At 70.5% G+C, this 22034-nt stretch carries 13 protein-coding genes and 1 pseudogene; 9 read left to right on the forward strand and 5 right to left on the reverse strand.

The genetic code is table 11. The features are described from left to right. Positions 1-83 precede the first annotated feature (83 nt). Positions 84-1514 carry an endo-1,4-beta-xylanase gene (locus C1703_RS03880; RefSeq protein ID WP_114250555.1) on the reverse strand — a complete coding sequence of 477 codons (1431 nt, stop codon included), beginning with the start codon at positions 1512-1514 and terminating at the stop codon, positions 84-86. Positions 1515-1939: 425 nt separating this feature from the next. On the opposite strand from C1703_RS03880, the gene C1703_RS03885 reads away from it, so the two are divergent. Together C1703_RS03885 and C1703_RS03890 are read left to right on the forward strand one after the other, a co-directional pair. Continuing rightward, positions 1940-3415, forward strand: a complete 1476-nt coding sequence (locus C1703_RS03885) for a non-reducing end alpha-L-arabinofuranosidase family hydrolase (protein ID WP_114250556.1) — start codon at positions 1940-1942, stop codon at positions 3413-3415. A gap of 204 nt (positions 3416-3619) precedes the next feature. Next, entirely contained in the window at positions 3620-4765 is a 1146-nt protein-coding gene (locus C1703_RS03890) for a metallophosphoesterase (protein WP_232840403.1), read from the forward strand. 97 nt (positions 4766-4862) lie between these two features. Here the strand turns inward: C1703_RS03890 and C1703_RS03895 are convergent, their stop codons facing one another. Together C1703_RS03895 and C1703_RS03900 are read right to left on the reverse strand one after the other, a co-directional pair. After that, the gene (locus C1703_RS03895; RefSeq protein ID WP_114250557.1) at positions 4863-10097 is read right to left on the reverse strand and encodes a family 43 glycosylhydrolase; all 5235 of its coding nucleotides are present in this window, start codon (positions 10095-10097) and stop codon (positions 4863-4865) included. Positions 10098-10438: 341 nt separating this feature from the next. After that, a pseudogene (locus C1703_RS03900) lies at positions 10439-10621 on the reverse strand (phenazine antibiotic biosynthesis protein); the annotation flags it as partial. Positions 10622-10833: 212 nt separating this feature from the next. Here C1703_RS03900 and C1703_RS38885 point away from each other — a divergent pair. From C1703_RS38885 to C1703_RS03925, 6 genes are all read left to right on the forward strand, one after another. Further along, complete coding sequence (locus C1703_RS38885) at positions 10834-10986, forward strand: hypothetical protein (RefSeq protein WP_157993080.1); 153 nt, start codon at positions 10834-10836, stop codon at positions 10984-10986. Between the two features lie 270 nt (positions 10987-11256). Beyond that, complete coding sequence (locus C1703_RS03905) at positions 11257-11799, forward strand: WYL domain-containing protein (RefSeq protein WP_232840404.1); 543 nt, start codon at positions 11257-11259, stop codon at positions 11797-11799. 228 nt (positions 11800-12027) lie between these two features. Continuing rightward, positions 12028-12795 carry a nuclease gene (locus tag C1703_RS03910; RefSeq protein WP_114250558.1) on the forward strand — a complete coding sequence of 256 codons (768 nt, stop codon included), beginning with the start codon at positions 12028-12030 and terminating at the stop codon, positions 12793-12795. Between the two features lie 314 nt (positions 12796-13109). Next, positions 13110-14051 (forward strand): ABC transporter ATP-binding protein, encoded by a 942-nt coding sequence (locus C1703_RS03915; RefSeq protein ID WP_114250559.1) that lies wholly within the window; start codon positions 13110-13112, stop codon positions 14049-14051. A gap of 14 nt (positions 14052-14065) precedes the next feature. Next, positions 14066-15421, forward strand: a complete 1356-nt coding sequence (locus C1703_RS03920) for an ABC transporter permease (RefSeq protein ID WP_114257279.1) — start codon at positions 14066-14068, stop codon at positions 15419-15421. Positions 15422-15425: 4 nt separating this feature from the next. Next, entirely contained in the window at positions 15426-18179 is a 2754-nt protein-coding gene (locus C1703_RS03925; RefSeq protein WP_114250560.1) for an alkaline phosphatase family protein, read from the forward strand. A gap of 51 nt (positions 18180-18230) precedes the next feature. Here the strand turns inward: C1703_RS03925 and C1703_RS03930 are convergent, their stop codons facing one another. Next, on the reverse strand, positions 18231-18467 hold the full coding sequence (locus tag C1703_RS03930) for a hypothetical protein (protein ID WP_114257280.1): 237 nt from the start codon (positions 18465-18467) through the stop codon (positions 18231-18233). A 10-nt stretch (positions 18468-18477) separates the two neighbouring features. After that, positions 18478-19443 (reverse strand): TerC family protein, encoded by a 966-nt coding sequence (locus C1703_RS03935; RefSeq protein ID WP_114257281.1) that lies wholly within the window; start codon positions 19441-19443, stop codon positions 18478-18480. Between the two features lie 253 nt (positions 19444-19696). On the opposite strand from C1703_RS03935, the gene C1703_RS39545 reads away from it, so the two are divergent. After that, positions 19697-22012 (forward strand): bifunctional serine/threonine-protein kinase/ABC transporter substrate-binding protein, encoded by a 2316-nt coding sequence (locus C1703_RS39545; protein WP_232840405.1) that lies wholly within the window; start codon positions 19697-19699, stop codon positions 22010-22012. Positions 22013-22034: the final 22 nt, after the last annotated feature.

Below are 22034 nucleotides of genomic sequence, written 5' to 3' on the forward strand. Positions count from 1 at the left end.
CGATCGCGAGGGCCGCCGCCACTACGGCGGCGAGCCGTGACCACCAGGTCATCGTGCCCCCTTTCGTTGGTGGGCGGTCCCCATCAGGTGCGGGTCCAGCGCTGGTTGCTGCTGTTCGAGCAGGAGTTGAGCTGGATCAGGGTGCCGTTGGCGGTGCCGCTCGCGGCGGTGCTGAGGCAGAGGCCGGACTGGACGCCGACGATCGATCCGTCGGAGTTGAGGCGCCATTTCTGGTTGTCGCCGCCCCAGCAGCTGTAGATCTGGACTTTGACGCCGTTGCCGGTGCCGGCGGCGTCCAGGCACTTGTTGCCGTAGACCCGGAGCTCTCCGGCGGCGGTGTGCGTCCACTGCTGGTTGGTGCCGGTGTGGCAGTCCCACAGCTGGAGCTGGGTGCCGTCGGTGGTGGTGGCGTTGGGCACGTCGAGGCAGCGGCCCGAACCGACGCCCTTGATCTGTCCGCCGCCCGGAGGGGGCGTGGTGGTGCCACCGTTGAGCGCGTTGAGGACGGCGGTGTAGGCGGGCTTCTTGCTGCCGTCGTTGTTGAACAGCAGCGGCGTGTGCTGCGGCCGCCAGGAGTCGCTGTCGCGCACACCCCAGACGGTGATGCCCAGGCAGCGCGGGACGGCCAGGCAGTCGTTGGTCACGGCGGCGTAGGTCGAGGCCGGGGCGCCCTGGATGTCGAGTTCGGTGACGGCCACGTCGACGCCGAGGGCGGCGAAGTTCTGCAGGGTGGTGCGGAAGTTGCTGTTGTAGGGGCTGTCGTTGTTGAAGTGCGCCTGGAAGCCGACGCAGTCGATGGGCACGCCGCGCTGCTTGAAGTCCCGGACCATGTTGTACATGGCCTGCGTCTTGGCCCAGGTCCAGTTCTCGACGTTGTAGTCGTTGTAGCAGAGCTTGGCGGCCGGGTCGGCGGCGCGCGCGGTGCGGAAGGCGACCTCGATCCAGTCGTTGCCGGTGCGCTGCAGGTTGGAGTCGCGGCGGGCTCCCGAACTGCCGTCGGCGAAGGCCTCGTTCACGACGTCCCACTGGGCGATCTTGCCCTTGTAGTGGCGCATCACGCCGTTGATGTGGTCGATCATCGCCTGACGCAGCGCGCTGCCGCTGAGGGCCTGCATCCAGCCGGGCTGCTGGGAGTGCCAGGCCAGGGTGTGGCCGCGCACCTGCTTGCCGTTCTGCACCGCCCAGTTGTAGACGCGGTCACCGGCGGTGAAGTTGAACTGGCCCCGCTGCGGTTCGGTGGCGTCGATCTTCATCTCGTTCTCGGCCGTCACCGAGTTGAACTCGCGGTTCGCGATCGTCGTGTACGTCGAGTCGCCCAGCCTGCCCGAGGCGATGGCGGTGCCGAAGTAACGGCCGCTCTGCGCCGCCGCGGCGCCGAGCGTGGTCTCGGCGGCGTGGGCGGTCGGCGGTGCGACCAGTGCGCCGGCCGCACCGAGGGCGCCGACGACCAGCGCCGGCAGCAGGGCGCGGAGCTTGTGGCGGACATGGAGTCTGGGAAGGGCGTGCAAGCCCATGGCTGTGCCTCCAAGGTAGACAGCACGGAGTGACTGGAGCGCAGGGGAAAGCCTCGTCCGCTACCACCGGGACGGATGCGTTGATGCGTTGGTGCGAGCCTCACCGGAACGGCACTTCGCTCAGGATCGACGTGGTTCGAAATGTCGAACTATGGTCGGTTGCTCAGGGAGGGATGATTGAGGGTTTGACAGTGGCTCGTCAATACTCTCTACCGGAGAAACTTTCCGCTTCCCCTTCGAAACATTCGAGTACCCGCTGTTTGCGGCCAGAACAGCGACAGGCCTTGACCGGAGCGCCTCACCTTCCTAGCTTGTGGCGTCGAGATTCGGGAACTCCTCGAAACTTTCGAGCTCCGCTACCACCGGCTCGGCTGCTCCGCGGTTCATCGGCGGCACCCCCACCCCGCCCCGAAGGAGGCCCTGTGATGTGGCTCAGCCACCCGTCCCCGGTCCGTCTCAAACGCTTACTCGCCGTCCTGTCGCCCCTGCTGCTCGTGGCGACCTTCCTCGGTGCCCAGCCCGCCGAGGCGGCGACCGTGGACCCCAACGCCTCGTACGTGCTGGTCAACCGCAACAGCGGCAAGGCCCTGGACGTCCACAACATGGCGACCGGCGACGGCGCCCGCATCACCCAGTGGACCAGGAACGACCAGGCCCAGCAGCAGTGGCAGTTCGTCGATGCCGGCGGCGGCTACTACCGCATCAAGTCCCGCCACTCCGGCAAGGTCCTGGACGTCCACAACTGGTCCACCGCGAACGGCGGTTCGATCGTCCAGTGGACCGACCTGAACGCCACCAACCAGCAGTGGCGGCTGGCCGACAGCTCCGACGGCCACGTGAGGCTCATTTCGCGCCACAGCAACAAGGCCCTCGAAGTGCAGGGCGCCTCCACCGCCGACAACGCGAACGTCGTCCAGTACGACGACTGGGGCGGCGCCAACCAGCAGTGGCAGCTCGTCAAGGTCGGCGCCGGCACCCCCGGCCCGTGTGATCTCCCGTCGACGTACCGCTGGACATCGACGGGCGCGCTGGCGCAGCCCAAGCCGGGGTGGGCCTCGCTCAAGGACTTCACCGTCGTCCCCTACAACGGCAAGCAGCTCGTCTACGCCACGACACACGGCGCCGCGGGAACGGGAGTGGCCTGGCGCTCGCTGAACTTCACCCCGTTCACCAACTGGTCGGAGATGGCCTCGGCCGGCCAGAACATGATGTCGACCTCCACGGTCGCGCCCACGCTCTTCTACTTCGCGCCGAAGAACATCTGGGTGCTCGCCTACCAGTGGGGCAGGACCGCCTTCTCCTACCGGACGTCGAGCGACCCCACCAACCCGAACGGCTGGTCGTCCGAGCAGCCGCTGTTCTCCGGAAGCATCTCCGACTCCGGAACCGGACCCATCGACCAGACGCTCATCGCCGACGGGTCGAACATGTACCTGTTCTTCGCCGGTGACAACGGCAAGATCTACCGGGCCAGCATGCCGATCGGGAACTTCCCGGGCAGCTTCGGCTCGACCTCGACCGTGATCATGAGCGACACGAAGGAAAACCTGTTCGAAGCCCCGCAGGTCTACAAGCTGCAGGGCCAGAACCGCTACCTCATGATCGTCGAGGCGATCGGCTCGCAGGGCCGCTACTTCCGCTCGTTCACGGCCACCAGCCTGAACGGCTCATGGACCCCCCAGGCGGCGACCGAGAGCAACCCCTTCGCCGGCAAGGCCAACAGTGGCGCCACCTGGACCAACGACATCAGCCACGGCGAACTGATCCGCACCAGCCCCGACCAGACCATGACCGTCGATCCCTGCAACCTGCAGTTGCTCTACCAGGGTCGCAGCCCCAGCTCCGGTGGCGACTACGGCTACTGGCCCTACCGCCCGGGTCTGCTGACACTGCGGCGCTGACGACGTGAGACCAGTCCGGCTCCGGGAGGGAGCCGGCACGGCGGGCTCGGCGGAATGCCGAGCCCGCCCTGGTCGCGCGACGACGTCTCCTTGAACGCCGGTCCGGTCGGCCCGCAGGCGAGCGGATACAGTGCGAGAGACGGCGACGCCCGACCCGCCGAGAGTGCAGCAGAAGCTCCGCGGCAGAGCCGGCTGCTCCGCCTGATGCGTTACCTCCCCCTGATCGCCCCCGTCCTGCTGTGGGTCGTGCCCTGCTGGGTCCTCCTGCACACCGGCCAGCACTGGCCGCTGCCCGTCGTCCTGGCCGGCACCGCGCTGTGCGTCCTCGGGCTCGTCGGTATGCCGCTCGCGATGATGCGCGGCCACGGCCGGCGCCAGCGGGACCGGGCGGCCATCGTCGGTGACACCCTGCTGGGCACGAGCTGGATTCTGTTCACCTGGTCCGTGCTGCTCGGCGTCTTCTTGCGGCTCGCCCTGGCGTTGGCCGGCGTCGGCGAGAGTCAGGACCGGGCCCGCATCGTCACGTGGGCCGTACTCGGCGTCACCGTCGTACTCCTCGCCTGGGGGTACGCCGAAGCCCGCCGCGTGCCGCGGGTGCGCCGACTCGACGTGCAACTCCCGCGGCTGGGTGCCGGGTTGGACGGCCTCCGCGTCGTCCTCATCACCGACACCCACTACGGCCCGCTCGACCGCGCCCGCTGGTCGGCCCGGGTGTGCGAGACGGTGAACACTCTCGAAGCCGACCTGGTCTGCCACACCGGCGACATCGCGGACGGCACGGCCGCACGCCGCCGCGCCCAGGCAGTCCCCCTCGGTACCGTGCTCGCCACCCGGGCCCGGGTGTACGTCACCGGCAACCACGAGTACTACAGCGAGGCCCAGGGCTGGGTCGACCTGATGGGCGAGCTGGGCTGGGAGCCGCTGCGCAACCGCCATCTGCTGCTCGAACGCGGAGGCGACACCCTCGTGGTCGCCGGCGTGGACGACGTCACCGCCGAGTCCTCCGGCCTGGCAGGCCACCGCGCCCACCTCGCCGGAGCCCTGGACGGCGCCGACCCCGGCCTGCCCGTCCTGCTCCTGGCCCACCAGCCCAAGTTCGTCGACCGGGCGGCAGCCGAGGGCATCGACCTCCAGCTCTCCGGCCACACCCACGGCGGCCAGATCTGGCCCTTCCACCACCTGGTCCGCCTCGACCAGCCCGCCCTCGCCGGCCTGAGCCGCCACGGCACCCGCACCCTCCTCTACACCAGCCGCGGCACCGGCTTCTGGGGCCCGCCGTTCCGCGTCTTCGCCCCCAGCGAGATCACCCTGCTCGTGCTCCGCTCCCCGCGGCTGGCCGCCTCGGCGTAGCACTGGGCGAGCCGAAGAAGCCGGGTTCCTGCCGGACGCAGGAAAAGGGCGCCTGACCGGGCGGATGGCCGGGCAGGCGCCCTGTGCTGTGCAGGATCTAAGGCTGCTGGTGTCCTGTTCCCACGGTGACGATGCCCTTCGTCCTGGCGCCGGTCCTGTTGTCGTAGAGGACATCACCGGTGGACTTCTTCCAGATCCTGATGCGGAAGGTGTCCGGGTCGTCACTGACGGTGACTCTGAAGGCGTAGCCGTCCTTGCCGCCCACCGCGCCGGTGCCCTGGTAGACGGCCTGGGAGCCGTTCACCACGAGCCAGTCGGAGCCGGTCGAGCGGAAGGTCAGCCGGGCGGGGCCGAAGACGAACGTGGCCTTGCCGGTGGGGACGGAGGCGCCCTTCCGGTACCGGGCGTCCAGGGTGAAGGCCGCCTTGCCGGTCAGCCCCGGCTCGGCCGGGTAGGCACCGGCCGGCGAGGTGATCGTGCCGACGCCGGCCGCGGGTCCGGCGGCGCGGTCGTAGACGATCAGCTCCGCGAGCGTGCTGGTGTCCGTGGCCGCGTCGTCGTCGGTGACCGTGACGACCGGGCGGTGGATGCCCGCGTCGTCGTAGACGTGTGCGGCGCGGCAGCCCGAGTCTGTGACCGTGCCGGTCGTCGGCCGGCTGCCGTCCTTCCAGTCGACCGTGCAGGTGTGCCTGTCGGCCGTGCCCGGGTCGTCGAAGTATGCCGTGACCACGGCGGCCCTGCCGACCGGGACGGGCGTGCCGGGGCCCTTGGCGGAGGTGATCGACGGGGCGGCGTTGGAGACCTCGACGGTCGCGGTGTCGGTGCCGCGTCCGCCGGTCAGTGTGACCCGGAAGGTGCCGTCGTCGGTGCAGGTGAGGGTCGTGCGGGCCGCCGCCGGGTCCTTGACGGTGCACGGGGCGCCGTCCTGGACGGTCCACTTGGGGGTGCCGGCTCCGGAGACGGTGCCGGCGAGCATGATCGCCTCGCCCTCGGTGCCGGTGGCGTCCGGCCCGGCGTGGACGACGGTGACCGGGTCGATGCCGCCGAGGGTCGGGACGACCTTCTCGATCAGGCCGTCGGAGTCGAACTCCAGCTTGTCGATGGTGGTTTCGCGGTGGGTGCCGTCGCCGCCCGGGATGGCGAAGCGGTGGTAGGCGATGTACCAGTCGTCGGTGTTCGGGACATGGACGACGGAGTGGTGGCCCGGGCCTTTGATGCCCAGGGACAGGTCCTTCTCCAGGATCACGCCCCGCTTGGTCCAGGGGCCGGTGGGCGAGGGGCCGGTGGCGTAGGCGACGCGGTAGTTCTCGTCCCGGGTGTCGTTCTCCGACCACATGAAGTAGTAGGTGCCCTTGCGCTTGATGACGAAGGTGCCCTCGTTGTAGCCGCTCGGGGTGATGTCCTGGACCTTCGAGGTGTCGATGGAGGTCATGTCGTCGCCGAGCGGGACGACGTAGGCGCGGCCGTTGCCCCAGTAGAGGTACTGCTTGCCGTCGTCGTCGGTGAAGACCGCCGGGTCGATCATCTGGCCGCGGAAGTCACCGGACTTCAGCAGTGGCTTGCCCAGGGCGTCCTTGAACGGTCCGGTGGGCGAGTCGGAGACGGCCACGCCGATGTTCGCGTCGGCGCAGAAGTAGAAGTAGTACTTGCCGTCCTTCTCCGTCATCGCCGGCGCCCAGGCCCGGCTGTCCGCCCAGCTGACGTCCGGCCCCAGGTCGAGGATGACGCCGTGGTCCTTCCAGTGGACCAGGTCCGTGGAGGAGTAGGCCTTGAACTGCGTGCCGCTCCAGCCCTCGAAGCCGTCGGTCGTCGGGTAGAGGTAGAAGGTGTCGCCGAAGCGCACGATGTTCGGGTCGGCGTTCAGGCCCGGCAGGACCGGGGTCTTCATGATCAGCGCCGATGCCTTCCAGGTGCGCTTCTTGCCGTCCGCCCCGGTGACCTCGTACGTCACCGACTTGGTGAAGTCGTGCGTGCTGCCGGAGGCGGGGCTGATCGTCGCGCCCTCGGCGAGGCTGAACTCGGGTGCCAGCTTGGTGAGATCGGTGCCCGCCTGCATCGGCAGGGTGATCGTGCCGCCCGCGTTGTCGACGAGCGCGTCGACCTTGAGCGCCGGGTGCGTCGCCTTGGCGATGCCCGTCGTATTGCCGCTGAGTTTCATGACCTCGGTGCCGGTGAGGGCACGGTCGTAGATGCGGAAGTCGTCGACCTCGCCGCCGAAGTACGGGTCGGCCGCGTACAGGGACCGGCCGATGTAGCCGCTGTGGTCCTTGGCCGCGTCGTACAGCTCGGACGGCTTGATGGTGGTCGTCGTGCGGGCCGCCTCGACGCCGTCGGCGTACAGGACCATCGTGCCGGTCGCCCCGTCCAGCGTCACGGTGACGTGCCGCCACTGGCCGGGCGTGAGCTGCGAACCGGCCGTCAGCTTCGACTCCGCCCACCAGCTCGCCTTCGTGATGGCCGAGTAGAGACTGGAGCCGCCGTTGGACGGGGTGGCGAACAGGTACTTGTCGCTGTCGGGCCCGAGTCCGAACAGCCACTGGAAGCTGCCGCCGCCCTTCCACTTGGCGTACGTCGACACCGTCACGCTGTCGGCGTTCTTCAGCACACCGTTCGGGATCTTCACGTACGGCGAGCTCGACGAGTCGCCGGACATCTTGAACGAGCCGCCATCGACACCGGTGCCGAAGTCGGGTGTGCGCACGTACGTGCCGTGGTAGCCGTGGCCGCTGGAGTCACGGGCGATGCTGCCGCCGGCCTCGTCGAAGTCGTAGCGCAGCAGCAGGTCGGCCGGGACGTCCGGCCCCCCGGCGGACACGGTGACCTCGGCGCGGGCCGGGATCGCGGTGCCGTCGGGCAGGCTGCCGGTCACGGTGAAGGTGCCGGCCTGGGCGTACTTCGACGCCGGCACGTCCTCCCAGGTGACCGCGACGGGCCGCTTGGCGCCGTCGGCGTACTCGGCGATCACCGTGGCGGGCAGGACCGGGGCCTCGCCGACCCGGGTCTTCACCGACACGTCCTCGACGCTCTTCACGACCTGGTCGGGCTGGTAGGCGCGCAGCAGCCGGTCGTACTCGGCCTGGGTGACCGGCAGCACGGTGCCATGCCGGGGCTTGGCGGGCAGGTCATAGCCGGTGGACGGGGTCCAGGTGCCGGAGTCCAGGTCGGTCGTCTCGAACGGGATGTAGCCGCGGCCACCGAACTCGTCGAGGAACGCGTACCACTTCTCCTCGGTGTTGGACTTGAACACCAGCGGTCCCTCGGCGGCGTTCATCGCGCCCTTGCCGATGCCCTCGGCGACCGGGGTCCAGGACGGGTTCAGGATCGAATCGCTCTTCTCCTGGAAGATGAACTTGCTGTTGGGGGTGGAGGAGGTGTTGTTCCGCTCGTCCTTGGACAGGCGGTAGTACGTGCCGTCGTGCCGGATCATCGTGGAGTCGATGACCGAGTAGCCGCGGTCGATCCAGACCTTGGGCTCGCTGAAGGTGTAGAAGTCGCGGGTGGTGGCGTACATCATGCGGTTGTACGTGTCGCCGGAGTGGTCGGCGTTGTCGTACAGCTTCGACGCCCAGAAGACGACGTACTCGCCGCGTTCGGCGTCGTAGAAGGCCTCCGGCGCCCAGGTGTTGCCGGCGCTGTCGGGTGAGACCTTGACCAGGCGCTGGTTCGTCCAGTGCACCAGGTCGGTGGACTCCCAGACCATGATGGACTTGCTGCCGGTGCGCTGGGAGGCGTCCCAGTCGCCGTTGCCGTAGATCCTGAGGTCGGTGGCGATCTGGTAGAACTTGTCGCCCTCCGGGGAGCGGATGATGAACGGGTCGCGCAGGCCCTTCTCGCCGAGCGTGGAGGTCAGGACGGGCTTGCCGTCGTTCAACTCCCGCCAGTGCAGCGGGTCGTTGCCCTTGCTGAGGGCTGCGTAGAGCTGTTCGCCGTCGGAGGTGCCCTCGCCGGTGAAGTAGCTGAACATGTAGCCCTTGAGGGCCGCCTCGGCGGGCAGTTCGGGCACCTTGGCCGTCATGACGCGGGTGGCCTTCGCTTCGCCCTTGGTGACGGTGGCGGTCAGCTCGACGGTGGTGGCGCCGTCGCCGTGCGCGGGGCGGTGGACCTCGCCGTCGGCGGAGACGATGTCCGGCTTCGCAGAGGACCAGGTCACGGCCGTGCCGTACTTGCCGCTCTCGGGCAGGGTGAGGTTGCCGCGCGCGTCGTCGAGGTTGTGGACCGTGAGCGCCTCGGCGGCCTCCCGGGTGGCGGCGTCGTCGTCGAGCGCGGACCGGACCGTGACGTCGAAGGTCTTGGTGCCGGTCACGGTGCCCTTCTTCAGGGTCGCCGTGAGCGTGGCGCGGCCGTCGGGTGAACCGGCCTCCGGGCGGGTCACCTTGCCGGTGTCGGACACCACGGTCGGGTTGTCGCTGGCCCAGGTGATGGCGGAACCGCCGGCGGGGCCGGTCCTGGGCAGTTCCAGGTCGGAGGTGACGCCGCTGGTGTCGCCGAGGCTCAGCGCGGCCTTGTCGTCGGCGACGCCCTGCGTGGCGACGGGGAGGGAGAGCTGCTCGACCTCCGAGCCGTCCAGGGCCCGGTCGTACACGCGGAAGTCGCGTATCCGGCCCTTGAAGAGCCTGTCGCCGTCGTAGACGGACTTGCCGATGTAGTTGGCCTTGGTGGTGCCGGAGCCGATGGCGCCGGGCGTGGTGGTGACCGAGGTGTTGCGGCCGGCCTCGACGCCGTCCTCGTAGAGCACGCCGGTGGAACCGGTCTGGGTGTAGGTGATGTGCTTCCAGACGCCCCGGGTCAGGTTGTGGGAGTCGGACGGCTTGGTGGTCTGCTCGGTCGACCAGTTGCCCGTCGCGACGGATGTGCGGAAGGAGTTGCCGGTGGTGAACAGGTAGCCGTTGCCGCTGCCCGCGCTGGTGTTGCCGAAGCCGTAGAGGAAGTAGGGCGTGCTCTGGGCGGGGTCGATCAGTACGTCCAGGGAGACGGTGATCGAGTTCATGCCCTTCATGACGTCGTCCGGCACCTTGAGGTAGGTGTCCGACCCGTTGAAGGCGAGTCCCTCACCGGATGCCGACCAGTCGGCGCTGCCGTTGAGCGTGCCGTTGCGGCCGTGGCCGGAGGCGTCGGTGACGGTGCCGCCGGAGTCCGCGTCGAGCTTGTACCACAGGGCCAGGCCGTCGGTGATGTCCGCGGCTTCGGCCGCCGGCACCGCCGGTGCGGCCGTCGCCGGGGCGGTGGGTCCGGCGAGGGTGAGCAGCATCGAGGCGGCGATCAGTCCGGCGAGCTGACCCGCCCGACGTCTCGCGCGGCTGCGAAGTCTTGCGCATCGTGCGACGTGCGTCATGTCGAGGTTCCCTGCTGAGGCATGGCGGATGACGGACAAGGCGGAACGCGATCGAGGCCGACGATGTGACGGCAAGCCCGTGCCGTGAACCCGCCGTTACACGCAGGTGACGTGTGTTGCGAGAGTTTCAGTCGACGCCCAGGGCAGCGTCAATAGGTTTCGAACAATGTCCGACTGATCGAACGAATCAGTCTTTCACTCCAGGGCGCTCCATGACCACTGAGGGGTGGCATCCCCGCTGGGCTCACGGCCGTGGCGGATCCTCTCCGGGTCTTCCTTGTGACTGACGTATCGAGCGAAGTGACCCGTGGCAGGGAGCCCTTCGAGCAAGGCGGCGGCGTCAGATCGTCGTACGTCTTGACGTCGGAGAGCGGATCGAAGTCCAGCGACGCCGCCCGCGCGAGCCAGAACGGCGAGCCCGTGTCCGGGCCGAAGTGCCAGCGCATCGCGGCCCGGACCAGTTCGTCAGGGTCCGGGTCGGCGTCGTGGGGCAGATCGAGAATCGACTGCTCGGCGCGCACCACAAGTCCTCCTCAGGTGGGCTTCTCGAACGCGTCGGACGGCCGTGGCCGGGGCTGACCGGTCCCGATGCCGGGCCGGCGCACCGCGGGCGTCCGATCATCGGTGACCGCGGGCACGCGGGAACAGCCGGTACTCAGCCCGCGCCCGGCGCGTGCCGGGGGGTGCCGTGAGTACCGGCGGACCGTGGGATCGCGGCGTTCCTAGACTGAGCCGCATGAAGGCCATGATCGCCTGGTGGGACCTGACCGACGCGGATCACGACGCCGAATCGCTGCGTGGCCTCCTGCGCGAGGGGGCGGGGAACTGGGAGGACGTCTCCGGGCTTGCGCTGAAGGTCTGGGTGTCCGATCCGGAGCACCACCGCTGAGGCGCGGTGCTGCTCCGGGAGTCGGAGGAGGCTGCCAGAGCAGCGCAACTGCGGCGCGAGCGGGCGAGTTGATGGGCGAGGCCCTGTTCGTCCTCGTGCGCCGGAGCGCGCACTCGGCGCTGGGGCTGGACCGGGCAATGGATTCCGCGTCGCGCAAGATGATGGCCGCGCTCCCCGCGCCGCACCGGCCGGTGGCCGAACTGACACAGCCGGCGGCTGCTGATCGACCCGGACGGCTGGCTCCCGGGGCCGCGGCAGGACGCGTCCGGGATGGACGAGCTGTACGACGCCGTCCTCGCCGACCGCCGGCTGCGCATCGCCTACCGGCACAGCGGCAGCACCTCGGTGCACACCTACACCGTCGATCCGTACGGGCTGGTGTCCACGGCGGGCACTTGGTACCTGGTCGCCGACCACGCCGGGCAGGCGCAGTTGTTCCGGACCGACCGGCTCGGGGGCGTCGCCGTGACCACCGAGCCCGTACGCCGCCGGGACGGGACGCAACTGGCGCGGGTGTGGGAGGAACTGCGGCGGCGAGTGGAGAACCGCGAGCCGGGGACCGTGGTCCGGGCCGGGGTCAGACGCCGCCGCCTGGACATGCTGCAGAGGCTCACCCGCGCGAACTTCCGCGGAGTCGTCGGCGAGGCCGACGACGAATGGCTCATCGTCGAGCTGGACTACCCGGTGCCGGCCGCCGTCTGCCAGTTGCTCCAGTTCGGGACCGACGTCGAGGTGCTGGATCCGCCGGAGGCGGTCGAGGCGATCTCCCGCGTGATCGCCGCGCTCGCCGCGCTCTACCCGGCCGGCGGCTGAGCGAGCCCGTTGCCAACGGTTGCGCAGCATTGGCGTTCATTCCCTCGGCGAAAGATACTGAAGACAGCACTCTCACTCAACGGCGCCGGTGCCTCGTACGAATTGACGTTCAACAGTCAATTGAAACCGGAAAAGACCATGATAGATCTCGGCTTCGTGGGTCCCAGCCGTCCCGCCAACGATTACGCGTTCGTGAGTGTGACCGACGGCGACACCCCAAAAATCGAAATGGCGATCCGTATGGTGTCCATCGACACCCCGGAAAGCCAGTTCGGCGGCTCGCCCGCCACCGCCCAGGCCGCTCTGGAGCGCACCAAGGCGCGACTGCTGGACGGCACCTACGACGCGCTGCCGCAGGATCTGCGCGACCATCTCGTCTCCCGGATCACTCCGGACGCCGCGCAGCGGCACCAGGCCGCGGGCAAGGCGGCGGCCGAGGCGCACAAGGACATGGTGGCCACTCGCCTGACCCGCCCCGACGGCTCACAGCGCAAACTGGCCGTGATCGCCACCGGCGAGCTCGTCGAGAGCAACGGACGTCTGCTGGCCTACACCGCGCCCTGGTTCAGCGGCAGTGCGTCCGATCCGCTGCCGCCGCGCGACGACCCGCGCCGGCGCACGTTCAACCTGGACATGGTGGCACTCGGCTGGGCGGCCACCTTCCTCATCTACCCCTCCATCCCGCCCTCCTCCGACCTCAACCTGCTGGTGGACGAGGCGGAGACGGCATGGACGCAACAGCTCGGCGCCTGGGCGCAGTTCGGACAGGACCTGCTGCTGGGATACGAGTACCGGGCCTGCATCAAGCTCGGTGCCCGGGAGGTGCCCGATCCGGCCAAGGCGATCGGGCAGGCCTACCAGCGGGTGTGCGTGGACCTGCGGGACCTGACCGAAACCGGCCTGTACGGCTACCACCGCGTGCCGCCCCACCACCGGCTGTGGATCTGGGAGGACGACCTGGAACAGGCGCGCGAGGACCTTCCGATCACCTCCTGAGCGCAAAGAGCTTTGCGTGCTGAATGAGCGCAAAGCTCGGTCATCGCGGTACGGCGGGACCATGGGTGCATCGCCTGGACCCACCCGCCCGGTTTCCCGGACAGCAGCGGGGCGGGTGAGTCCGGGCCGCCGAGGCGGGAATCGACCTCGTCCGGGACGTCGCCACCGTCCGGGCGGCGCCCATGCCGGCTTTACTCCGTGCACACGGACTTGCCGATGCCTTGACGAGTCGTTCCGAGTACGTTCAACCCGCTGTCCCCGCACGCGCTGTCTGCGGTCCCTAAGTTCCTTCCGGGCTTTGGAAGAAGGGGACCATGGACGCATTCCTCGCGGTCCGAGCCCGTGGGATCAGCAAGTGTTTCGGTGATGTCGTCGCACTCGACGGCGTCGATCTGGACGTGACGCAGGGGCAGATCCACGGGTTGGTCGGACCGAACGGTGCCGGCAAGACGACGCTGCTCGGGCTGCTGCTGGGCCTGGCCGTCGCCGACCGGGGCAGCCTCGAGATCCTGGGCACTCCGGTCGGGCGCGCGCTCGCCGCTCCCGGTGGTGTCGCCGGGTTCGTGGACGGGCCGGGTCTCTACCCGTCGCTCACCGCGCGGCAGAACCTCGCCGCGCTGGCCGCCCTGCGCGGTCACGGCGTGCGGACGGCAGGGGTCGACGACGTGCTCGATGAAGTCGGGCTCACCGACGTCGCCGACGACCGGACCCGCGGCTTCTCCCTCGGCATGCGCCAACGGCTCGGTCTCGCCGCCGCCCTGCTCACCAGGCCCCGGCTGCTGGTGCTCGACGAGCCGGCCAACGGACTCGATCCGGCCGGGAAGAAGCACGTGCACGGTGTCCTCGGCCGGCTCGCGGCGGACGGTACCAGTGTCGTGCTGTCGAGCCACCGCATGGACGACCTGGAGGCCCTGTGCTCCGGGGTCACCATCCTCGCCACCGGGCGCGTGGTCTTCTCCGGGCCGCTGGGCAAGCTGGCCGCCGAGAACCGTGAACTCGACTACCGGCTGCTCACCTCCGACCCGCGGGCCGCCCGCCGGGTGGCCGCCGGTACGGACGGGATCCGGATCCTCGACGAGACCGAGGTGCGGCAGGCCGCCGAGGTGCTCGTCGTCCGGGCGCCGGTGCCGGCCCTCGACGCACTGGTGGCACGGCTCGTGCACGCGGGGATCGCGGTACGCGAACTCGCGCCCGTGGTGTCGCCCCTGGAGGCCGCGTTCCTCGCCCTCACCACCCGGCAGGAGACCGCTGCATGACCACGACCGTCCGGATGACCGAGCCCCTCCCCCCACCCCCCGTCCAGGTGACCCCCCGCATTCCGGTGACCCGCTGCTACCGGTTCGAGCTGGTCAAGTTGGTCGCGCACTGGCGCATCCGGCTGCTGCTCCTGGCCTGCTGGGTCGCGCCGGGGCTCTTCGTCGCCGGCGTGAGTGAGCAGAGCACGCTCCCGTCCGACACCCTCTTCGGCCGCTGGATGCACGCCACGGGGTGGGCCGGGCCGCTGGTGACGCTGGGTTTCGCGGGCACCTGGGCGCTGCCGCTGCTGACCTCGGTGGTCGCCGGTGACGTGTTCGCGTCCGAGGACCGGCTCGGCACCTGGCGCCACCTGCTCGTGGCGGTCCGCTCGCCGCGCCGGATCTTCGCGGCGAAGGCCCTGGCCAGTCTGACGGTCATCCTGCTCCTCGTCGCCGGGCTGGCGTGTTCCAGCACGGTGGGCGGAGTCCTGGCGGTCGGCAACCAGCCGCTGGTCGGCCTCGACGGCCACCTGCTGCCCCCGGCCGACGCAGCGGAGAAGGTCCTGCTCGCCTGGGCCTGTGTCCTCGCCCCGACCCTGGCCCTCGCCGGCATCGGACTGCTCGGGTCGGTCGCGCTCGGGCGGTCCCCCGTGGGGCTGCTGCTGCCCGCGGTCGTCGCGCTCGCGATGCAGCTGGCCCAGATGATGCCGCTGCCCGTCGCCGTACGCCTCTCCCTGCCCGGCTCCGCCTTCCTCTCCTGGAACGGTCTGTTCACCAGCCCGGCCCAGCTCGCGCCGCTGCTCACCGGCATCGCCGTCAGCCTGGTGTGGGCGGTGACCGCGACGGCGCTGGCGTATCTGCTGTTCCTGCGGCGCGACTTCACCAACCCGACCGACGACGGCTCGGCGCGCCGCGCGGTCGTGGCCGGTGCGCTGCCGCTCGTGGGGCTGATCGCCGTGACCACCGTGGTCGTCACGGCGACGACCACGGCCACGGGCTCGGGGATCACCCAGGACAAGGTGCAGCGCTCGCTGGCCACCGCGTTCGCCCACCTCTACCGGATGCAGACCGCGCAGCTGAACCGCCCCGCCGTCACCGAGGCGCGTCTGCAGGCCACGGCGGCGTGCGACAAGGGCAGCGACCGGGTCGCCGCCGAAGGACCGGGCAACGACTGGCGGTGCGTCGTCTCCTGGCATCTCCCTGGCGTCGAGGCCGCCGGATCGGCGGTCTACCAGCTCGACGTCACCCCAGACGGTCGTTTCGTGGCCGACGGCGACGGACCGAAGGAAGTCAACGGCTACTTCCTGGTCCGCACCCCGACCGGGGACGCACCGAACCCCCTGTGGCAGTTCGACGGCGACGTCGAGCTCCTCTCCCCCTCGAAGGGATAACGCAATGCAGGTAACACGCCGCCGTCGGCGTGCCGGGAACGGCAGTTCCGGCGTTCCCGGCAGACGGATCGGGCGCCGGACCATGGTCACGGCGGGCATCACCGCCGTGGCCGTGGCCGCCGCCGGGACCGCCTTCGCGCAGACGCACCAGTTCGGCACCCAGCGCGTCGGCCAGATCACCGGTCAGGGCCAGGTCCTCCCCAGCGACCAGTACATCGCCCCGTACGGCGACCGTCTCGTCGTGAACGACGGCAAGATCATGTCGTCGTCGGTCAGCCCGGACGGCACCCACCTCGCGGCCTCGGTCACCGACGGCGGGAGCGCCCTGGCGATCGTGGACCTGAAGAGCTGGAAGGTGCAGCAACTCGTCGGCAGCTCCGCGTCGTCGACCCCGCGCATCAGCGGTGACGACGTGGGTCAGGAAGGCCCCACCTACTCCCCCGACGGCAAGCAGCTGTGGCTGGGCCAGACCGACGGCTACACCAGGTTCACCGTGCAACCGGACGGCAGCGTCGCCAGTCCGACGTTCATCGGGATCCCGGCGGACGGGGCCAAGCACGCACTGGTCGGCGAGGCGGTGTTCTCCCGCGACGGCTCCACCGTCTACTCGGCGGTCAACGGGCAGAACCGGGTCGTCGCCCTCGACGCGGCGACCGGGGCGATCGAGCGCAGCTGGGCCGTGGGCAACGCGCCGCGCGACATGGTCGAGGTCGGCGACCGGCTGTACGTCAGCAACGAGGGCGGCCGCCCGGCGAGGCCCGGCGACACGACCGCCAACTCGTACGGCACGCAGGTGCCGGCCAGCCCGGTGACCGCCGCCACCACCACCGGCACGGTCAGCGTCATCGACCTGGCGAAGCCGGATGCCCCTGTCGGCAGCATCCCCGTCGGTCTGCACCCGACCGCGCTGTACGCCAGGAAGGGCGCGCTGTTCGTCACCGACACGGCCGGCAACGACGTGTCGGTCATCGACACGGCACGCGACAAGGTCGTGCAGACCATCGCCACCCAGCCGTGGCCCCAGGCGTCGGTCGGCTACGAGCCCGACGCGGTGACCCTCACCGACGACGGCCACCTGCTGGTGACGCTGGGCCGCGCGAATGCGGTCGCCGTCTACCGGTACACCACCCCGCAGGAGCCCGTCAGTTATGTCGGGCTGCTCCCGACGGACTACTTCCCCGCGGAGATCACCACCGTCGGCAAGCAGGTCGTCGTCTCCAACACCCGTGGCGTCGACGCCCGCCGCCCCACCGACAGCGCCGGGCACGGCACGCATGACACGACGTCGAGCGTGCAGCACTTCACGCTGCCGGACGACAGCGTCATCCGCTCCGAGACGGCCAAGGTCTTCCGGCAGAACGGCTGGACCGCGGGCTCGGTCGCGCGGAGCCGGGGCAGGAGCACCGCGAAGCCGGTGCCGGTCCCGCTGCGGCTCGGCGACCCCTCGACGATCAAGCACGTGTTCCTGCTCGTCAAGGAGAACCGGACCTACGACCAGGTCCTCGGCGACATGCCGCAGGGCAACGGCGACCCGGCGCTGACGGAGTTCGGCGAGAACGTGACGCCCAACCAGCACGCGCTGGCCCGGCAGTTCGGGCTGTACGACAACACGTACGACATCGGCACGAACTCCGCCGAGGGCCACAACTGGCTGATGCAGGCCGACGACCCGGAGTACACCGAGTCCTCGGCCGGTGAGTACGCCCGCAGTTACGACACCGAGGACGACGCGCTCGGCCACCAGCGCAGCGGGTTCCTGTGGACCGGCGCGCAGGCGGCCGGGAAGTCCGTGCGGGACTTCGGCGAGTTCCAGCAGTTCCTGACCAAGCCGGCGGACGCCAGCTGGCAGAACCTGTACTGCGACGCCAAGGCCATGGACGCGACCGGGCGGGGCACCGCCTACGCCCTGGACTCGTCCTCGCCGATCCCGTCGCTCAACAGCGTGTCCGTGCACGGCTTCCCGAAGTTCGACACCAGCGTCCCGGACCTCTACCGGTACGAGATCTGGAAGCAGGACTTCGAGAAGCACGGCCCGGCGGACCTGAACATGTTCTGGCTCTCCAGCGACCACACCGGTGGTCCGGCGAGCGCCGCCGCCCAGGTCGCGGACAACGACCTCGCGACCGGCAGGATCGTCGACGAGATCTCGCACAGCACGTACTGGAAGGACTCGGCGATCTTCGTCGTCGAGGACGACTCCCAGGCCGGTCTCGACCACGTCGACGGTCACCGGGCCCCGATCCAGATCATCAGCCCCTGGGCCCGGCACGGTACCGTCGACAGCCACTACTACTCGCAGATCACGGTGATCCGCACCATCGAGCAGATCCTCGGGATCCAGCCGATGAACCAGAAGGACAGCGCGGCCACCCCGATGCGGGGGGCGTTCACCCGGCACGCGGACTACACGCCGTTCAGGGCGCTGCCCAACCGGACGTCGCTCACGGACGGCCTGAAGACCCCGCCGTCCTGCGGCGCGGACACCCCGGCTCCACAGGATCCCGGGGCGGCGCCCGTACCGGCGGCGAAGGTGCCGGCCGGCGAGCGGTCGCTGGCGGCGCAGTGGGACACCTGGAAGTCCAAGCAGCGGCTGACCGGCCCGAACGCCGTGCCCGACTTCGCCAACCCCGCGCAGATGAACCACTACACCTGGTACCAGACGCACAACTGGGCGAAGCCGTACCCGGGCGAGTCCAAGCTCTACGCCCCGCAGGACGTGCCGGGCGCCTACATCCCGTCGGCGGAGTCCGACGGCTGACGCGAGGCTGATCAGGTCAAGGCCCCTGGCCGGTGCCACCACCGGCCAGGTTCAGTCGTGCTTCCAGCCGGTGAGATGCTGCCAGGTCGCACCCCGGACCGACGTGACGGTTACCAGTTCCGGTACGTAGTGCTCGCACCGCTGGTTGTGGCAGGGGCCCGCGACCCAGACGGGGACGAAGACGCCCATGGTCTTGTGCCGTTCCATCACGGCGTCCACCGGCTGCTCGCACGAGCGGCAGACGTACCGGGGACGGGAGGCCGCTCTTCGCTCGTTGTCGCTGCTCATGGCCACTATTTTAATCCTGCTTTAGGGGGATTTGGGAGTCCTTTGACGGGGGGCGCATCATGCTGAGCGCGATGGAGACGGCCAGGACCGTGGCGATGACGGCGAGGCTGATCGGGGAGGGGATCTCGGGCACGTCGGAGCTGATGATCTTGTGGGACGCCTGGAGGATGAGCTTGACGCCGATGAACGCGAGGATCAGCGCGAGGCCCTTGCTGAGGTAGTGGAAGCGGTCCAGCAGGCCGGCGAGCATGAAGTACAGGGCGCGCAGGCCCAGGATGGCGAAGGCGTTGCTGGTGTAGACGATGAAGGCGTCACTGCTGACGGCCAGCACCGCGGGCACGCTGTCGACGGCGAAGACGAGGTCGGCGGCCTCGATCGCGGCGACCACGGCGAGCAGCGGGGTGGCGACGCGCCGGCCGGCCTCCCGTACGAAGAAGTGGGTGCCGGCGTACTCGTCCCGTACGGGGACGACCCTGCGCAGCAGGCGTACGGCGACGCTCTTGCCGGGGTCGAAGCTGTCGTCCTCCTCCTTGAGGATCTTGTACGTGCTCCAGAAGAGGATCGCGGCGAAGACGAACAGGACGGCGGTGAAGCGGCTGACCACCGCCACCCCTGCGGCGAGGAAGAGCCCCCGGAAGACGAGGGCGCCGAGGACCCCGAGGAAGAGCACACGGTGCTGGTAGGCGCGCGGTACCCGGAAGTAGCCGAAGATCAGCGCGAAGACGAAGAGGTTGTCCACCGACAGGCTCTTCTCCAGCAGCCACGCGGTGGTGTACTCGACACCGGCGGTGGGGCCCACCACGAGGAAGACGACGGCGCCGAAGAGGATCGCCAGCCCCACCCACACCCCGCTCCAGGCGGCGGCCTCCCGGAAGCCGATGACGTGGGCCTGCCGGTGCGCCAGCAGATCGACCGCCAGCGACACCAGCACGGTGGCGACGAACACCAGCCACAGCCACAGCGGCACATCATGCACAGTCCGGCCCTCACAGACCCGGTCGACCGGAAGACGCTTGCTCCTCCTTCGAGTCTGGACGGCGCGGCAGCGGTTGTCTCCTCGGCCGTACGCGGTGCGCCGGGGCGGTGTACACGCGCGGCGCGGCCCGCACCGGTTGACCGGGGCCGCTTCACCTGAAGGTGTGCTGCTCGGGACCGGACGCCGGGAAGGCGGAAACCGGGGCCGTCGGCGCCGCTACGTTGGCGGGGTGCGGCGGATCGGGGAGTTCACCGTGGAACGGCGCCTCGGCGCCGGCGGAATGGGGGTGGTGTACCTCGCGCGCACCGCCGCCGGGCGGCAGGTGGCGCTGAAGGTGATCCGGCCCGAGTACGCCGACGAGCCGCACTTCCGTGCCCGGTTCCGGCGCGAGGTGGCGGCGGCCCGCAGGGTGAGCGGGGCCTTCACGGCGCCCGTGGTGGACGCCGACCCGGACGGCGATCCGCCCTGGCTGGCCACCCAGTACGTCGCCGGGGACTCCCTGGAGGCCCGCGTGCGGTCCGGTGGGCCGCTGCCGGTGGCCGAGGTCGTCCGGCTGGCGGGACAGCTGGCGGAGGCGCTGCGCGACATCCACCGGCAGGGGATCGTGCACCGGGACCTGAAACCGGCCAACGTCCTGCTCGCCGACGACGGCGTCCGGGTCATCGACTTCGGCATCGCCCGGTCCGCCGTCCAGAGCCGTGCGCTCACCCGCAGCGGCGCGATGGTGGGCACCCCGGCCTTCATGGCCCCCGAGCAGCTGGTCGCGGCGCGGGCGGTCTCCCCGGCGACGGACGTGTTCGCGCTCGGTGGCGTGCTGGCCTTCGCCGCGTCGGGCCGGAGCCCCTTCGAGGACCCCGAGGCGGCGGGCCTGGAGCCGATCGCGGTCGCCTTCGCGGTGGTGCACCAGGAACCGGACCTGACCGGCGTCCCCGCCCCGCTGCGCGCGCTGGTGTCGCGCTGTCTGGCCAAGGACCCCGCCGGGCGGCCCGGCCTGGAGGAGGTGCTCCGCCTGGCAACCGGGCCCGCGCAGGGCCTCGGCGAGGTCGACGGCGTGCGTGTACGGCCGCGCCGGCGGCCCGGGAGGGCGGCGATCGCCGCGCTGGCCGTCCTGGCCACCCTGTTCCTCACGGGTGACGTGCCACCGTCGACGCCGTCGGCGGTCCTGCCGTGCGCCGAGGGCCTGACCGCCCTGGGTGAGGGCCGGATGCGCAGATGCGTCGGTCTGCTGGACGCGGACGCGTCGCCCGCGCGGCTGCGTTCCTCGTCGAGCCGGGCCGTCGCCCCGGTGCTGGAGCGGATCGCCGCGGAGAACCGGCGGGTCGTCGCGGCCGCCGCCGAGCCGGGCGGGCGGCCGTTCGTGTCGATGGTGTATCTGACGCCCATCACCCAGGAGTTCGACGGCAGCGGCGCGATGGAGGCGGTCCGGCGCGATCTGGAGGGCGCGCACCTCGCCCAGCTCAGGACCAACGGCAGACTCGGTGCCCGGCAGGACGGCCCCGCGGTCCGGCTGCTGTTCGGCCACACCGGAGGCACCGCCGAGCAGCGCAACCACGCGGTCGGACAGGTGCTCGGGGCCCGGCGCGCCCAGCGGATCGTGGCGGCGCTCGGCCTGGGCGGCAGCACCGCCGCCAGTCAGGACATGGTGGAGGAGCTGACGGCCGGCGGCCTCCCCGCGTTCGGTTCGGTCCTCACGGCCGACTCCTGGGCCGCCGTTCCCGGCCTGGCCCGCGTCGCGCCCACCAACGCCGACCAGGCGGCGGCCGCCGTACAGCATCTGTCGGCCGGCGCACTCGCCCGGGCGCGGATCCTGTTCGTGCAGGACGTGGCCCCCGGCGACCAGTACACGAGCACCCTCGCCCAGCAGTTCCGGGCCCGGATCCCGGCGGAGCGGCTCGTCCGGGCGGAACCCACCCTGTTCGACTCCTCGCGGTCCGGCGCGGGCGACTTCCGCGCCCGGCTCGCGGACGTGTGCGCGGTGCGGCCGGACGTCGTCTACTTCGCGGGCCGCGGCACGACGCTGCCACGGCTCCTGACCGTCCTCGCCGCCCGCCCGTGCAAGGACCACCGGATCACCGTGATGTCGGGCGACGACACCATGATGGTCCGGCACACGAACGGCTTCGGCGCGCGGGATCTGGCCGACGTGCTCGGCAAGGGGCGCATCGACCTGCTCCACACCGGCCTCGCCCACCCGCGGGCGTGGGAGGTGGCACCGGAGGCCTTCGACCTGAAGCTCGCCGCGCCCTTCCGCGACGGCACGTTCACCGACACGTTCGGGCACGGCGACCTGGAGGACGGCCGGGCCGTCATGATGTACGACGCCCTGCTGACCGCGGCCCGGGCGGTCCGGGAGACTCCCGCGGTGCCGCGTCCGTCGGTCACCGATGTCCACCGGACCCTCGCCCGGCTGCGGGAGAAGGGGCCGCTGCCGGGCGCGAGCGGCTGGATCGCCCTCGGCGGCGACGGCGCTCCCAAGGACAAGGCGATCCCCGTGCTCCGCATCGCTCCGGACGGCCGCACCACGGCCGTCACGGTCACGTCGGCCGACGGCAGGCCCACCCGCGGCTGAGGAGGACTCCCCCCCTCCCGGC

The organism is Streptomyces sp. Go-475 (assembly GCF_003330845.1).
Lineage (GTDB): Bacteria > Actinomycetota > Actinomycetes > Streptomycetales > Streptomycetaceae > Streptomyces.